Raw genomic sequence first — 15580 nt, 5'->3', positions numbered from 1 at the left:
TAGTTAAATGTTTTTTCTTTATTTGGTTAATAATTTAATTAAACCATTGATAAGTAGCACTTATAGAATAGTATGAAAAATAACAAGACAATAAAATGGGGAATCATTGGCCTGGGAAACATTGCAAATCAATTTGCTGCAGATTTGCTGCTGTTAGATGACGCTCATTTGTTTGCAGTTGCTTCCAGAGATCATGGTAAAGCAATTGAGTTTGCAAAAAAGTACGATTGCCTCAAAGCATACGATTCTTATGATATGCTTTTTAAAGATGATCAGGTCGACATTATTTATATTGCAACGCCACATGACTCGCATGCCGAATTATCTATAAAAGCATTAGAAAACGGGAAACATGTATTATGCGAAAAACCACTTGCACTGTCTTATAAAGATGCTGTTCGAATGGTCGAAGCTTCTAAAAAACACAATAAATTTTTTATGGAAGCATTCTGGACGCGTTTCATTCCGTCGGTTCAGGAAGTTTTGGCTAAAATAAATCAGGGAATTATTGGCGATGTAAAACATATAAAAGCTGATTTTGCTTTCTATGCAGACGAAAAACAAGGAGGAAGACTTTTTGATAAAAATCTTGGCGGTGGCGCTTTATTTGATATTGGCGTTTATCCGTTATTTCTCTCCTATATAATGCTTGGGATTCCAAAAGAAATAACAGCAAAATCTATTGATCATAAAAACGGAATCGATCTTCAAACATCCATGATTTTGCAATATGAGAATGCTCAGGCAGTTTTGCATGCTTCTATAATTTCAGAGTCTGATATGAACGCCACAATAAGCGGTACACAAGGACATATTCAGCTTAATTCTCCGTGGTATATTGCTGACGGATATTCTGTTTCTAAAAATGGTAATGAAGAAAATTTTAGTTTGCCAAATCTGGGAACTGGATATACCCATGAAGCAATTGAATGTCATGATTGTATCAGAAATAATCAAATCGAAAGTCAGCTTTGGTCACATCAAAATTGTCTTGATTTGAGTAAAATAACAGACGAGATTAAAACTCAAATAGGTTTAGAATTTTAAATAATACATTTTGTAGTAAAAATATTATAATTAAGATTTTTTTCATTAGATTTAAAAATATTTAATGAAGAGATTTTATGTTAGTAAAAGTTTACGGAAGTGCCGTTTTTGGAGTTGAGGCGACTACAATTACTGTAGAAGTTCATATGGATAAAGGGATTGGTTATCACTTAGTTGGATTGCCTGACAATGCAATAAAAGAAAGCAGTTACCGAATTGCTGCCGCTCTTAAAAATAATGGCTACAGTTTACCCGGCAAAAAAATAACGATCAATATGGCACCTGCAGACTTAAGAAAGGAAGGTTCTGCGTATGATTTACCATTAGCAATGGGAATTTTAGTAGCCTCAGATCAGATAAAAGCTCCTGAAATTGAAAATTATGTCATTATGGGAGAGCTTTCTCTCGACGGAAGTTTACAACCCATTCGCGGAGCTTTACCCATTGCCATAAAAGCGAAAGAAGAAGGTTATAAAGGTTTTTTCCTCCCAATTCAAAACGTAAAAGAAGCTGCGATTGTTGACGGATTAAATGTATACGGAGTCGAAAATGTGCAAGATGTAATTAACTTTTTTGCTGGCAAAGGAACTCTTCAACCTACCATTATTGATACGCGAGCCGAATTTTATAAAACCTTAGATTTTCCGGAATTCGATTTTTCTGATGTGCGCGGACAAGAAAGTATAAAACGATGTATGGAAATTGCTGCTGCCGGAGGTCACAATATTATTTTAATTGGTCCGCCTGGAGCAGGAAAAACGATGCTTGCCAAACGTGTGCCCAGTATTTTACCGCCAATGACTTTACGGGAAGCATTAGAAACGACTAAAATTCATAGTGTTGCTGGAAAATTAAAAGAAGTAGGTTTAATGAATCAGCGGCCATTTCGTAGTCCGCATCATACTATTTCGAATGTTGCACTTGTTGGTGGAGGAAGTTATCCGCAGCCTGGCGAAATTTCGATGGCACATAACGGAGTTTTGTTTCTGGACGAATTACCGGAATTTAAACGTGATGTTTTAGAAGTTATGCGTCAGCCGCTTGAAGATCGTGAAGTAACTATTTCGCGTGCTAAATTTACAGTAACTTATCCGTCATCTTTTATGTTAGTGGCGAGTATGAACCCAAGCCCAAGTGGTTTTTTTAATGACCCAAGTATGCCAAATACTTCTTCGCCACAGGAAATGCAGCGTTATTTAAGTAAAATATCAGGGCCTTTATTAGACAGGATCGACATTCATATTGAAGTTACGCCGGTTCCTTTTGAAAAATTATCTGATGATCGAAAAGCCGAAAGCAGTGTTGAAATTAGGAAGAGAGTTACAGCAGCAAGGGAAATTCAGACTCAACGATTCGAAGCATTAGAAAACATACATTATAATGCACAAATGAGCAGTAAGTTAATCAGGGAATATTGTGCGCTTGACGATCAGTCAAAAGAATTATTAAAAACTGCGATGGAACGATTGAATCTTTCTGCACGTGCTTATGACAGAATCCTGAAAGTAGCCCGCACAATAGCTGATCTCGATAATGCGCCGTTGGTCATATCGCAACATATCGCCGAAGCAATTCAATATAGAAGTCTTGATCGTGATGGCTGGCTTGGCTGATGTTATGTTTATGGTTAGAAAATTATTCGAATTTTAAACTCGCACTTTTCGACATTAAATAAGAAGTTAACTTTTTTATTTTACCATTTTCCATTTCAAAAACATCACAAAAAACAGCATTTAATATATTCCCGTTTTTCATATTTCCCTGAACTGCACCTTCAGCAATGACAACATTGTTTTCTTCAACAAGTTTTATAATTTGAATTGCCGGGCTTCCAACAAAATTATCATTTTCAATTTCTTTATCAAATTCTTCTTTGCCAACATGTTGATAGATTCCCGGCATTTCCCAGATAATATCATCAGTAAGACAAGCAAGTATTCTTTCATGATCACTTACTTTAAAAGCTTCCATGTATTCGTTTACAGTTTGTTTATTTGCACTCATATTCAAAAGAGATTAAGATTGAATAATTTATTCACTAACTTTTTTGTATTCGAGGGTTCCCATTTGCGGCGTTGTAATAATACGTTTTGTGGCATCAAAATAATCTATTGTAAATTTTATGGGCAATAACACGGCAATAATAGTAAGTTCAGAATTATCTTGTGACAATTTCCATTTAGCTTTGTGTGATTCATCCCCCACCAGGCTTTCAAAATCTCCATTCTCTCTAAAAACCTGATAAACCTGATCCGTTTTAAAATAATCCTTAATATCTTTTTCCTTGCCTTTCTTTTCCCATTTTACTAATTGCCATTTTCCAATAAGTTCTTTAGAGGTTTGTGCATTTACAGATAAACCAATTAAACAGATAAAGATTAAAATTGTTTTTTGCATAATTGCATGGTTATTAGAGTTATAAGGTAAAAATACTAATTTTTAGAAATATTCCAAAAACTAATTTTTCTTCTCGTTACAAAACCTAGTTTTTCATAAAGCGCAATTGCTCCAATATTACTTTCGACTACATGTAAATAGGGAATTTTATTCTCTTCAAAAATTTTGTTGACTACATGAGTAATCAATTGTTTGGCATATCCTTTTCCGGTATGATCCGGATGTGTTATAATAGCACTGATTTCTGTAAAGTCATTCATTTTCATGCGTTCGCCCGTAATGGCAACTAGTTTATTGTCATTAAAAATCCCGAAGTAATTACCAAGCGACGAAGTTTTATTTTTAAAATATCCCGGCTGTACGAAATTGACTAAATCAACCAATTCATCGTTATGTTCCTTAGTAAGTTTTATAATTTCTGCAGTTATGGGTTGCTGTATTTTATTGTAAACAATCATTTGAAGACAAACTAATTCTTTTGCAATTTTTAAGGAATCAGCTATTTCAGGTTTTTCTCCCACAATAAAAAAACTTTCTCCTAATGCTGAATATTGATTTGTGGCGTCTAAAGTACTTTCTGTTTTTACAAAACCACCAAACGGACAATAATCAGGATTATAAAACTGAGTTCCGTTATAATCTATGGCAAAATCAGCATGAGTTTCTGATAAAGAATTCCATACCGGATTGTCTAATTTATATTCTTCTGTATTTTTCATTATAAACTATTTTTCGATAATCTTAAAACTTTCCTTTATTTAATCTCTTGTATTGGATAGAAGAATTTAAAAGAATTTGAAACTGCAGGGTGTAAAATTGTGCCATGATTTTCTTTAGGAAGATAGTCGAAATAAACTTTTATGTTTTTACTTTTTGTGGCTTTAATTTTTTCGGCAAGTAAATTGGCATCAACTTCCATCACTCTTGCTGGTTCTGTTGGTGTAAGACCTTCTTTGCCCACTGCAATATAAATATCAGTTTGCTGGCTAAAAAACTCCTGAAGCATTATGCTTTCCTGATTTAATATAGAACCATTATTCCACCAGATGCTTGGACTTACAATAATGTATTTATTAAAAAGAGTTGGTTTTTTAAATAAAATTTCGGTCTCAAGTAATCCGCCTAACGATTGCCCGATGATCGTTTTAGAATTGGTCGTTTTGTATTTTTTCTCAATAAAAGGCTGTAATTCTTTTTCGATAAAAGCAATAAATTTATCAGAATGTCCTGCAGTAGCAAAACGTTTTTGATCTTTTTCTATAGTTGTAGGAAACGTAAAATCTCTTCTTCTGTCAACCGTTGCAATCCCTACTACAATCGACTTGGGAACCTGATTGATCCATTCGAAACTATTAAATTGTACTAATCCTGAAATGTGAATAAAGTCTTCGTCTGCCGATCCATCCAATAAATAAATCACGGGATATTTTGTCGCATCTTCTGGTTTGTAACCTTCCGGAAGATAAATATTCAGGATTCTTTTTTCGCCTAATTCTTTCGATTGTATTTCTTCTATAACACCTAAAACAAAAGGTTTGATTGTTTCTGTTGTTTTTGATTTATTGGATTGGCTAAAAATTAAAGCGGAAGTAAAAAACAGGATTGTAAGAGTTTTAAATTTATTCATTTTGTGGTATTAATTAAATACTTTTTAAGTTTTTGAAAAGTAGTTTTTTTTGAATAACGAAAATACGAATTAAAAGTTGAAAAAAATCCCGTTTGCCACAAGACGAACGGGATTGTATAAATAAAATGTAGAAAATATTATGCTCTCGAAGCAAAAATTTCGTCCAGACCTTGCATCGCAATTGTGAAACCTTCCTTGAAGCCCATTTCGATTATTTTTTCAAGATCAGAAAGATTTTCATGTTTGATAGCGATATCTACAATAGTCATATCTCCATGTTCTGAAAAACTTACATCCCAGTCAGAGCGGGGAAAATCCTTGTTTAGATTACCTTCGTTATCGCAAAAAGCATCTAAATATTTAAAATTAGTTTTTGGAGTTATAGACTTAAAATCTGCTAAAGCCCAATGTTCTTCACCTCTTGGACCAAGCATGGCGTAGAGTCTCTGACCGCCTTCTTTAAAATCCATTCTCTTTGTTTTGGCTTTCCATGGAGCAGGAGCCCACCACTGATCAAGTATTTCGGCTTCTGTCCATGCGGACCATACATTCGAAAGTGATGCATTAAACTCACGTTTTACATTTACAGTGCTTGTTTCTTTGTCTACAGTAAAATTCATTAATAAATCAGATTTCATTTTTTTAAGATTTAAAATTGATAAATATTTGATTAAAAACGGTATTTGATTTTATGATGCTAAGATTTTATCCAAACCTTCCAGAGCAATAGTGAATCCTTCTTTGAATCCCATTTCAATTATTTTTTCTAACTCAGCCAGACTATTTCGTTTAATGGCAATATCAACAGTTGTTAAATCTCCCTTTTCAGAGAAAGTTACATCCCAGTACGAACTTCCAATATTAGGATCCGGATTTGCTTCGGCATCACAAAAAGTTGAGGAATGTTTAAAATTCGTTTTTGGAGAAATTGAGGTATACTCAAAAAAGCTCCATTTTTCCTGATTTTCAGGACCTACCATTGCATACAATCTTCGTCCGCCTTCCTTAAATTCCATGCTTTTTGTTTTAGACTTAAATGGAGCCGGGGCCCACCATTGGTCTAATATTTCAGGTTCTGTCCAGGCTGACCAAACATTGGCAAGCGATGCGTTGAACTCCCGTTTTATGTGTACCGTGCTGTTTTCTTTGTCTACAGTAAAATTCATTAAAAGATTAGATTTCATTTTCTTTAGATTTTAGATTCATTAATACTTGATCGAGTTGACTAAAACGGTCTTCCCAGATTTCTTTAAACTGGGCTAACCATTTGTCTATTTCTTTCATCTTGTCAATTTTCAGTTGGTAATAAATTTCTCTTCCTATTTTTTTTTCTTCTAACAATTCACATTCGTTTAGAATTTTGATGTGTTTAGAAACTGCTTGTCGTGTTGTATTAAATTGCTCTGCAATAGTATTTGGTGTCAGCGCATTTGTAGCAACTAACACTAAAATTGCTCTACGGGTTGGGTCAGCAATCGCTTGAAATATATCTCGTTTCATTTTGATTTAATCTTAATTAGCAACCAATCAGTTGCAAATATACGCAACCTTTTGGTTTCGTAACGCTTTTTTTTGATTTTTTTTAAAATTAGGCATAAAAAAAGACGTACAAACAATTGTACGTCTTTGTATTAGGTATTAAATCTTAATGATTGGATCTTCAAATATATTAGATAATTTCTAGTTCTCCCAGTTTTCAATTATATTGTCATTCCATAATTTTTGGGCATAATCTTTAAAAGCTTTTGGTGCTTTTTTAAAGTTTTCATCCATTTTATATTCGCCGCCCAAAAACGATTTTTTATCATTTTCATCGCTTCCAACCTGCACTTTGTTTTCTCCGCGCATGGCAAATTTATTATTTCCCTCATACATAATGATTTTCATGTTAGAAGGGCTTACATCGCCATGACAAACGGTTTTATACATCAACCAGACTTCAGCGATCCCGTTATTATCTAAGTCAGTAACTTTAAAAGTATTTTTAACAAATGATGCTACGATATCAACCGGACAATCAGAAATATAATCATACACTTTCCAGGTTTGTTTTGCTTCATTATTTGATAGTATATAATGATAAGCAAATAATTCTGCATCACTGCTGTCCTCAGCTTCATGTTTGAATTTTTTACTGGTATAAATTCCGGTTTCAGTTGTAATTACAATATTATCTCCTGATTTATCTTTCCATCGCACTGCATTTTTAATAAAACCTTCATATTTTACAGAAGCAGGAAATTGTGTAGAATCAATTTTATTTACTTCTAAAACGAAATCTTCAGTATCGCTTAATGCTGATTTTTCAGTTGTTTTTGCTTGCTCTTTTGCATCTGGTTTGCAACCTGTAAATAGTAAAATAAGTAAAGACAGAATGACGATATTTGTGGTATGTTTTTTATTTAGCATTGTTTTTTGAATGGTTTATAGAATATGAAACTAATGTTTATATGAATCGTGATACTTTTAATTTTAATCTATCTGCATTCCACTTTCGCTATCAAATTGTTTTCTTTCGGGAAGAGACATTCGGTTACGCAATACTTTTATAGTATATCCGCCAAACAATTTTCCATCTTCCAGATACATCCAATCACTTATGTTTTTGCTGTCAACGGCTATTTTATCACCAATTTTATGTTCTGTAATATATTCAGGTTCATTGTCTAAAACTCCGGAGTATTTTCCGTTTTTGTATGTAACGTTACTTAGCCAGATATGTTCGTTTCCATTAGCCGATTCAAATTTTACTTTCAATGATTTTACTTCAATTTTTGGGTTTCCCAAAGCCAGGTTAAAATCGGATAGAGTTTCATTTGCTTCTTTAATTGCCTGAGCCATTTCTTTGTCATTATCCTCAACATGATAAATGTCGGGTTGATTTTCTCTTTCTAATTTATCTGAATTTTTACAGCTTATCAAACAGAACGTAATAAATACAAACAGAATTTTTGATTTCATTTTTTACTGGTATTAAATTAAGTTATATAGAAAATCTTAAAGTCACGGCTCTTTATCCCCTAAATTTATTCCTGACAATAATATCTTTAAGCCGTGCTTTTAAATCTTCACCTGTATCGTAAACCATTTGTTCGTTGTTAGGGAAAGGCACCGCACGTTTATTAAAACAGGTCATATAATTATCTTCACAAGCATTTCTGTCACCTTTATAAGTCGAATAAATATTCTCGAAAATAAATTCGCTCGTTACCGGAAACGATTGTAGTAATTGGTTTGTTTTTACCTCTACATAATCTACTTGTGCCGTAACCTGACACGATTTATATTGTCTGAATTCGTAAATATTGGCACGAAGTGTTCTGTAATTATCCACCTTTATTTCCTTGCCCAAACTATCTTTTACAGGTCTTCCGCGATTGTCTAACAGTGTTTTTACGCCATCTTTAACCTGTTTTTCCTTAATGAATTCTTTCTCTTTAATTTGTTCAGGCGAAATATTAATTTGTCTAAAATTGATGATTAAGCTGTAATCGTACGTTACATTTTTTTGCCTTAGACTATGATAAACTGTCCATTTATCGTTTAATCCGTAGGTTTTAAAATCAAGTAAATCATCCTGAAGCTGCTTTGGGATCACCATATTAGTTTGGTTTTTGGCGTAAACATCTACAAAATCAGTTCCTTTAAACTGTGCATCATCCATCAGTTTTTTTGTGTTCTTATAATTTGGATTAATACTTTCGAGGTAGAAAAAATCATCATATGCTTTTCTGAAATCCAGTTTATTATTCGATTTTAAAAGGGCCGAAGCATTTTCATATAAATATTTCGAGAGTGCATTTTTGCTGCTTACAATCTGATCAGAATAATTATCAAATGCAAAAGACGCATTTTTTCCTTGTTTCAATAATGGCAAAGGCAATAAAGGCCTGATTTTTTCCTGACGGTTATTCAGTTGCAAATACGTGTTATATATACGTTCTGAATTGGCAGGATTTGCCTCTTTTATCATCAAATCAAGATTGCGTAAATCCCTGTCTTTTGCTTTTGCAAAAGCTTCTTCGAGTAGATACACATAATCCTGTTTCCCTTTTGAGTCTTTTTTTGTTCTCAATGCTTCAACAGCCCTATCGATTGCGCCATCATAATTTCCGTCGCTTAATAGCGATTGAGTTGTTTTTACACCACATGACCCAAGTGTCAAAAATAATATAGAAAACAGTAAAGTAATTTTTTTCATTCTAAGACCAGTTGATTTTCAAGCTGTAAATATATCTGTTTTAGATGAATTCAGGTAAAGTATGTTTTGAAATTTTAGAAGCAGAATTTTTCGTTTTTGCAAAGACCACTTTTCCCGCTTTCGCCTATATCTCTTCTCCCGATAGCCATCGGGATACGAGGATAACGGCTCTATCGGGGCTAGATTAGAAATTTAGTTTTTATAAGAAAGTTTGCCAGAGCAGTGAGTTTGTTTTTGCTTAAATATTATTTTTCCCGCAATTGTATTTTAAATTTTTCAATTTGTCGTCTATGACGTAAAACATGTACAATCGCATGTTCCATTATTTGTTCAATATCATAAACTTGTCCCCACGAAGTCACTATTTTTTTAGTATTGTCAGATTCTTCGAGTTGATTGTCTGTGATATTTTTAAAAGTGTCCTCTGTAAAAATAAAAAAATCAGCCAGATCCTTTTGATAATCAGAGATTGTAGTTCTAATAACATCATCAAGAAAATCGCTTTGATCCCCAGATAATTGCCTAATATATAAAGCATAAGCATATCCGGAACATACAATATGTGCCAATATTGACTGAACCGATTCACAACCGGAATCCTGGGTAACAGTATCAACTATTGTGATGAGTTCATTATCATTAATGTCTGAAATTATTTGACTTAAATCTAAAATAGCTTTTTCGTATTCGTCAAGTAAAGCTCCAATGGCGCCTTGTCTGTAAATTTTAGTCATGTTTTGTGGACAATTATTGATTTAAAACACAATAGTCATCTTCAAAATAATAGAACTTTTCAAGAGCGTCATATTTATTTATTTATTTATACTCTTTTCCATTAAAAATTAATTTTGAAGTTTTTCTTTTAATAGTTTCCTTAGCGATACAATCATCGTTTGTGGGGATATTTTTAGTATTGACCGTTTTAGTTTTAACAATAATATTATAAAAATTGTTAGTCATCACCTTATCGATATCAATAGTCGAATTGTTGTCTTCAAATTCTCCGGCGCAATTCGTATCCCATTCGCCATTAGATTGCGAAATTTGATAATTTTTAAGCACTGGCTTTAGCGAATTTTTATCTGTAATATACAACGATAAGTCACTTTCGCTGTAGGGATTAGGTCGGCTGCTGCCGGTATAATCAACCCGAATCCCGAAGGCTCTTGTTGTTTTATTTAAAATATATAATCCCGTATCGATTGTAATACTGCTTAACATTACAGCATCAGATGTCCAGGCATTTGGCTCAATAAATTTGTTGATTATTTTTCCGGTCGCATTATCAACTACGAGTATATAAGCATCTGCCACAAAATAATCTACAGATACTTCTGATGCGTATTTGGCAATCACAAAAACGCTTTTGCCTTTATCATATGGTAATACTTTCTGAGTAAAAAGTTCCTGATTTATTTGGCTTTCCTTAATCTTAAGCTGTTTTAAAACCGACTTTAAATAATCGGTATTTTGTGAAAACGAAAACTGAAAACAAAATAATAAAGCAACCAGGAAACATTTTTTCATCAGATTTTTATTTTTTAAACTTTAAATTATGCAATTAAGACATTGTCTGGTCTAAGATACTTTAAATACCTCGCCTCCGCTTTTTATATAATCAATTGTTTTGCTTAAGTTTTCCATTTTCTCATCATCATCAAATTCCGTAATTTCATCTGCTAATTCGTCACGTTCCATATTTTGTTCGATCGCTCCATTTTCATCTTCAATTGAGTTAAAAGAGAAAACATCTGTAACCGTAATTTTTTTCTCGGCTATAATGCAATGTCCATAATCTAATATTGTTTTTGTTACGATATTTCCGCCTACATTTAAAACATAGTCACAAAGAGAATCTCCTAAAATAACATTTTTAGCATTCAAATCTCCCGTGAAGTACATGCTGGAAAGCGTAATCAAATTTTTGCAATTCACATTTCCTAAAACAATAAGCAAAGACGAATCTACTTTATCACAATCTTCAATTATATTCGTAACATTAAGATCGCCGTTTACAAGGACAATATCGTTTCCTACGGTTAAGTTTTCTAAATTAGTTTCTCCTGAATATAAAACAATTTTACCTGCTACTTCGTAAAATCCGTTTAATTCATCAATAAGATCATCCTTAAGTACAGAGTTGTTTTTGTTGATTAATTGAATTGCATCGTCTAAACTAATTTCTTTAAAATTCTCCATTTTTATCAATTTATTTTTAGTGGTTTTAGCGTTAAAGATTGTGATTATTGTAAAATCTTATGCTAAAAATATAAATAAATACTTATAAATATTAAGGAGTTTTTTATTTTTTTGATGAACCAAAACTTATGTTCTCAGAATCAGTTTTTTAGGATTTAAAAGAGAAAGTTTTTTTATTTTGGCCAGTATAAAAAATTAAATTTATGACCATCAGGATCACAAAATCCAAAGAAATATCCTTTTCCATAGTCTTGTGGTTCTGCAAAAATAGTTCCACCGGCTTTTTTAACGATTGAATACCATTGATCTACCTGATCTTTACTATCTGCCGAAAGTGAAAATATAATTTCGTTTCCAAGTTTTAAATCTGCCATTTCATCATTGACAGCCCATTTAAATCTTTCTTTTATAAAAAAGTGAATTATAAAATTGTCATCGCCAAAAAGAAAACTCGTTAGTTCGTTAGACGTATTGTGACCGTTTTGTTTAAAGCCTAATTCGGTATAGAATTTCGTTGTGCGTTCTAAGTTTTCGACACCCAGATTTGCCCATATTTTTTTCGTTTCCATTAGATTTATTTTAAAAATTAGAATTCAATCCGGATTATATAATCGGATACTAAATTTAGGAATTTTTTAAAAATAAAATATAGAAAAGAAACGCTGCTGTGCGTCTTTACAGATTCATAGACATATATGACAATGTTTTATTTGATAGATGCACAACATTCATCTAACACCAGGAATGTTTTATTTTGCCTTTCTGATTTTTACCTGATACACAATTTCCCAAAATATTATTGATAAAATAGCATTTGTAAATATTGCTGTTTTAACCAAATAAGGATCATATTTTGCCAGCAAATGTAGATTAGCAAATTGCACTGCTAAGAATAACGATAATGCTGCAATTAAAATAGAAAAAATTATATTTAATATAGGAGTCCATTTTAGGGCAAAGAAAGTATAGATTAGGTTTAAAACTGCAAAACCACAGCCTAAAGTAACGTACGGATCTGTTTTTAATAATTCTCCTAACGACAATAAAAGTGAAGTCGTAGAAAGGTATAGAAAAAATAGAATGGAGTAAATTAGAATTCTTATTTGTATTTTCATTTTGATGTTTTTTTGCTTTGGCGAAATTACGAATTAAAAATGAAGCTGTAATTAAGGTATTTAAAAAACGTTTTTTTGTTTGTCGTTGTTGCTACAAATCGGGTAGATTTAGGGAATAGGATTTTAAACAAAACGTTTATAAAATTGCCGATTATCTGTCGAATCTATTACGATTGTTTTTGCCCAAAGGTCCCCAAGTCTCTGATTATATTTTGTGTTTTTGATTAACACTATTCCTATTAGTCCAAAAAAACACAAATCAATTATATCTAATAAATGTCTTTTAAAAGACTGCCCAAAACTTAAGCTTGTACTATTAGTATCGCGTATAGAAATAACTTGTAAATCAAACATGAGATTACCCAGAGTCCCTCCAAATTTTAATTCAAATCCTATCATATATAAACCCCAAATTAAAGTAGTTGCTAAAGCGGGAAATCCTTTTAGTTCATATCCTTTTGGCGTTCTTTCGCCAAAATAAGCGAACATAATATAAAGCATTGAAAACATTAACACATAATCAATTAATCCTGCAAATATTCTTTTTTTAAGATTAGGTTTAGTAACAATTTTTCCTTGTTCCATTGTTATTTTAAGATATATAAAAACTTAATGTAGTTATCCTGGAGTTATTTAGCTATTGCAAAATCGCTTCTATTTTAGCTTCTGATTTTTCTTTGATCGTGCTGTCCGGACGAAAACTCCAGATGATCAGGAATTTTCCTTTTGCCAGATATTCTTCCGGATGTTCATCTGTGGGCTGACCGTCTTTTCCCCAAAGTAATCCTTGCAGAAACCGATCGCCTTTAAAGGTGTGTTCAAATTCAAAATACATAATAGAGCCGCGATCTGTTTTATTTTTAAAACTCTGGATTGCTTTACTTTTTACGATTCCTACAATGTTGCTGTAAGTTTCAATATCAGTATAAAAATTGCAAGCCTGAGGAGTTACACAAATCTGACCGTCGATAGGTGTGTAGCTTTTTGGAATTTCTTTAGGTTTTAGTTTTAAATCAGCAAGCGTCTGGCTGAATATATTGGTAGTAAGTAACAGAAATAATACCGACAGGGGAATCGTAATTTTCATGGTTTTTGGGTTTGGTTTTGGGAATATTTTACCAGACGAAAATACGAATTAAAATAATAATCCAATAATGTGAATTTGTAATTAGTGTGGGGATTTGAGTTTGTTAAGCAAAAGGAGATTTTCATGAACTTTGTTATTTAAGAAATGACAATATTGGACGGGTAAAATCCGTTTTAATTCGCGTTTTCGCTAGGCGAATCCGTATCATCCGCGTACTATACTGGCGAGTTTCTTGTGGGGATTCTTCGTTCCTCAGAATGACAAGATTGGGCTAAGGCTTCTCGCGAAGATTTGTGATTGTTCAGCCTGACAAATATTTGCAATCTAAAACAAAAAAAATCCCGCTTCAATTAAGAAATGGGATTAAATAGATATTCTCTTTTTTTTTATTTTAAACTGTTGCAGCAACTTCTTGTGGCAACGGAATTTGATTTTTAAGCAAATCTTCAAATGTTTCGTGTTGGCGAATTAAGATTCCTTTTCCGTCTTTCCATAAAACTTCAGCTGGTTTGTATCTCGAATTGTAGTTTGATGCCATTGAGAAACAATATGCTCCGGCGTTTCTAAAAGCTAGAATATCGCCTTCGGTAATTTCTGAAATTCTGCGGTTGTTCGCAAATGTATCTGTTTCGCAAATGTATCCTACAACCGAGTAAAAACGCTCTTTTCCTTTTGGGTTTGAGATGTTTTCGATATAGTGTTGTGAACCATAAAACATAGGACGAATTAAGTGGTTGAAACCACTATCAACTCCCGCGAAAACGGTTGATGTTGTTTGTTTTACTACGTTTACTTTTGCTAAGAAGAAACCTGCTTCGCTCACCAAAAATTTTCCGGGTTCGAAAATCAACGTTAAATCTCTGCCATATTCTGTACAGAAAGCATTGAATCTTTTTGATAATTTTTTTCCTAATTCTTCAATATCTGTTTCGATATCGTCTTTTTTGTAAGGAACTTTGAATCCGCTTCCGAAATCTAAAAACTCTAGATCTTTGAAGTGTTTTGCCGTATCAAATAAGATTTCGGCAGCATACAAGAATACTTCGATATCAAGGATATCAGATCCTGTGTGCATGTGAATTCCCACGATGCTCATTTTTGTGTTCTCTACAATTCGTAATATATGCGGAATTTGGTGAACAGAGATTCCGAATTTACTATCAATATGTCCTACCGAGATATTAGCATTTCCTCCCGCCATTACGTGCGGATTGATACGAATACATACTGGAATTTGTGGATATTTTGTTCCGAATTGCTCCAGAATAGATAAGTTGTCAATATTGATTTGTACACCCATTGCGGCAACTTCTTCGATTTCTTCAAGAGAAACTCCGTTTGGTGTAAAAAAGATTTTTTCAGGTTCATAGCCAGCATGAAGTCCTAATAAAACTTCTTGGATCGATACAGTATCTAAACCAGACCCCATGTTCTTTAATAACTGAAGAATCGCAACGTTAGACAATGCCTTCATGGCGTAATTAACTCTTAAGTTTTCTACCTTAGAGAAAGCTTTAGTTAACCTGTTGTACTGAGATTGGATTTTTTCGGCATCATAAACATATAATGGACTTCCAAATTGGTCTGCTAACTGCAGTAAATCTTTTGCTTGCATTTTTAAACTATTTTGAGCAAAGTTATTACACTTTTGAGTAACAGCAAATTTTTTGTAGAAAAATAACAAATTGTAACAAATTGTTTGTTTTTAAACAAAAAGTGCTTTATTTCGGATTTTTATAAAATTATATATATGTCCCACCGATTGTGCGGATCAAACTGATGAACACAGATTTACAATAAAGATAAAAAAAATCTGCGTAAATCTGTTTAATCCGTGGGCTAATTAAAAAAACAAAACCCCTGAATATAAATTCAAGGGTTTTTTTAGTAGTTATGTTGTTTATCGG

At 32.7% G+C, this 15580-nt stretch carries 20 protein-coding genes; 2 read left to right on the top strand and 18 right to left on the bottom strand.

Annotated features, from left to right (window positions below):
* The first annotated feature begins 72 nt into the window (after positions 1-72).
* Together RC62_RS22260 and RC62_RS22255 are read left to right on the top strand one after the other, a co-directional pair.
* Complete coding sequence (locus tag RC62_RS22260) at positions 73-1047, top strand: Gfo/Idh/MocA family protein (protein ID WP_055098540.1); 975 nt, start codon at positions 73-75, stop codon at positions 1045-1047.
* Positions 1048-1124: 77 nt separating this feature from the next.
* Positions 1125-2660, top strand: a complete 1536-nt coding sequence (locus RC62_RS22255; protein WP_055098539.1) for a YifB family Mg chelatase-like AAA ATPase — start codon at positions 1125-1127, stop codon at positions 2658-2660.
* 22 nt (positions 2661-2682) lie between these two features.
* On the opposite strand, the gene RC62_RS22250 is transcribed toward RC62_RS22255, so the two are convergent.
* The 18 genes from RC62_RS22250 to lysA form a co-directional block, all read right to left on the bottom strand.
* On the bottom strand, positions 2683-3051 hold the full coding sequence (locus RC62_RS22250) for a nuclear transport factor 2 family protein (RefSeq protein WP_055098538.1): 369 nt from the start codon (positions 3049-3051) through the stop codon (positions 2683-2685).
* Between the two features lie 27 nt (positions 3052-3078).
* The gene (locus tag RC62_RS22245) at positions 3079-3444 is read right to left on the bottom strand and encodes a hypothetical protein (RefSeq protein WP_055098537.1); all 366 of its coding nucleotides are present in this window, start codon (positions 3442-3444) and stop codon (positions 3079-3081) included.
* A 35-nt stretch (positions 3445-3479) separates the two neighbouring features.
* On the bottom strand, positions 3480-4163 hold the full coding sequence (locus RC62_RS22240) for a GNAT family N-acetyltransferase (protein WP_055098536.1): 684 nt from the start codon (positions 4161-4163) through the stop codon (positions 3480-3482).
* A gap of 35 nt (positions 4164-4198) precedes the next feature.
* Positions 4199-5071, bottom strand: a complete 873-nt coding sequence (locus RC62_RS22235) for an alpha/beta hydrolase (RefSeq protein WP_055098535.1) — start codon at positions 5069-5071, stop codon at positions 4199-4201.
* A 137-nt stretch (positions 5072-5208) separates the two neighbouring features.
* A complete protein-coding gene (locus RC62_RS22230; protein WP_055098534.1) occupies positions 5209-5709 on the bottom strand; it encodes an SRPBCC family protein in 501 nt (166 codons plus the stop codon).
* 51 nt (positions 5710-5760) lie between these two features.
* On the bottom strand, positions 5761-6255 hold the full coding sequence (locus RC62_RS22225; protein ID WP_055098533.1) for an SRPBCC family protein: 495 nt from the start codon (positions 6253-6255) through the stop codon (positions 5761-5763).
* Positions 6245-6571 (bottom strand): ArsR/SmtB family transcription factor, encoded by a 327-nt coding sequence (locus RC62_RS22220; protein ID WP_055098532.1) that lies wholly within the window; start codon positions 6569-6571, stop codon positions 6245-6247. Before RC62_RS22220 ends, RC62_RS22225 begins: the two co-directional genes overlap by 11 nt.
* Before the next feature lie 180 nt (positions 6572-6751).
* Entirely contained in the window at positions 6752-7480 is a 729-nt protein-coding gene (locus RC62_RS22215; protein ID WP_055098531.1) for a M949_RS01915 family surface polysaccharide biosynthesis protein, read from the bottom strand.
* Positions 7481-7543: 63 nt separating this feature from the next.
* A complete protein-coding gene (locus RC62_RS22210) occupies positions 7544-8032 on the bottom strand; it encodes a YegJ family protein (protein ID WP_055098530.1) in 489 nt (162 codons plus the stop codon).
* Positions 8033-8084: 52 nt separating this feature from the next.
* Positions 8085-9272 (bottom strand): hypothetical protein, encoded by a 1188-nt coding sequence (locus tag RC62_RS22205; protein ID WP_055098529.1) that lies wholly within the window; start codon positions 9270-9272, stop codon positions 8085-8087.
* A 245-nt stretch (positions 9273-9517) separates the two neighbouring features.
* A complete protein-coding gene (locus tag RC62_RS22200) occupies positions 9518-10006 on the bottom strand; it encodes a DinB family protein (protein WP_055098528.1) in 489 nt (162 codons plus the stop codon).
* A gap of 82 nt (positions 10007-10088) precedes the next feature.
* Positions 10089-10799 carry a hypothetical protein gene (locus RC62_RS22195; protein ID WP_055098527.1) on the bottom strand — a complete coding sequence of 237 codons (711 nt, stop codon included), beginning with the start codon at positions 10797-10799 and terminating at the stop codon, positions 10089-10091.
* A 51-nt stretch (positions 10800-10850) separates the two neighbouring features.
* The gene (locus tag RC62_RS22190) at positions 10851-11471 is read right to left on the bottom strand and encodes a hypothetical protein (RefSeq protein WP_055098526.1); all 621 of its coding nucleotides are present in this window, start codon (positions 11469-11471) and stop codon (positions 10851-10853) included.
* Positions 11472-11644: 173 nt separating this feature from the next.
* Positions 11645-12040: a VOC family protein gene (locus tag RC62_RS22185; protein WP_055098525.1), complete on the bottom strand. Its 396-nt coding sequence runs from the start codon at positions 12038-12040 to the stop codon at positions 11645-11647.
* Positions 12041-12220: 180 nt separating this feature from the next.
* The gene (locus tag RC62_RS22180; protein WP_055098524.1) at positions 12221-12586 is read right to left on the bottom strand and encodes a hypothetical protein; all 366 of its coding nucleotides are present in this window, start codon (positions 12584-12586) and stop codon (positions 12221-12223) included.
* Between the two features lie 123 nt (positions 12587-12709).
* Complete coding sequence (locus tag RC62_RS22175; protein ID WP_055098523.1) at positions 12710-13171, bottom strand: RDD family protein; 462 nt, start codon at positions 13169-13171, stop codon at positions 12710-12712.
* A 52-nt stretch (positions 13172-13223) separates the two neighbouring features.
* A complete protein-coding gene (locus tag RC62_RS22170) occupies positions 13224-13673 on the bottom strand; it encodes a hypothetical protein (RefSeq protein WP_055098522.1) in 450 nt (149 codons plus the stop codon).
* Between the two features lie 391 nt (positions 13674-14064).
* Complete coding sequence (gene lysA / locus RC62_RS22165) at positions 14065-15288, bottom strand: diaminopimelate decarboxylase (RefSeq protein ID WP_055098521.1); 1224 nt, start codon at positions 15286-15288, stop codon at positions 14065-14067.
* Positions 15289-15580: the final 292 nt, after the last annotated feature.

The organism is Flavobacterium aquidurense (genome assembly GCF_001404985.1).
In the GTDB taxonomy this organism is placed as follows: domain Bacteria; phylum Bacteroidota; class Bacteroidia; order Flavobacteriales; family Flavobacteriaceae; genus Flavobacterium; species Flavobacterium aquidurense_B.
Note: the sequence above shows the minus strand (reverse complement) of the source record. Positions and strands in the feature narration are given on the sequence as shown.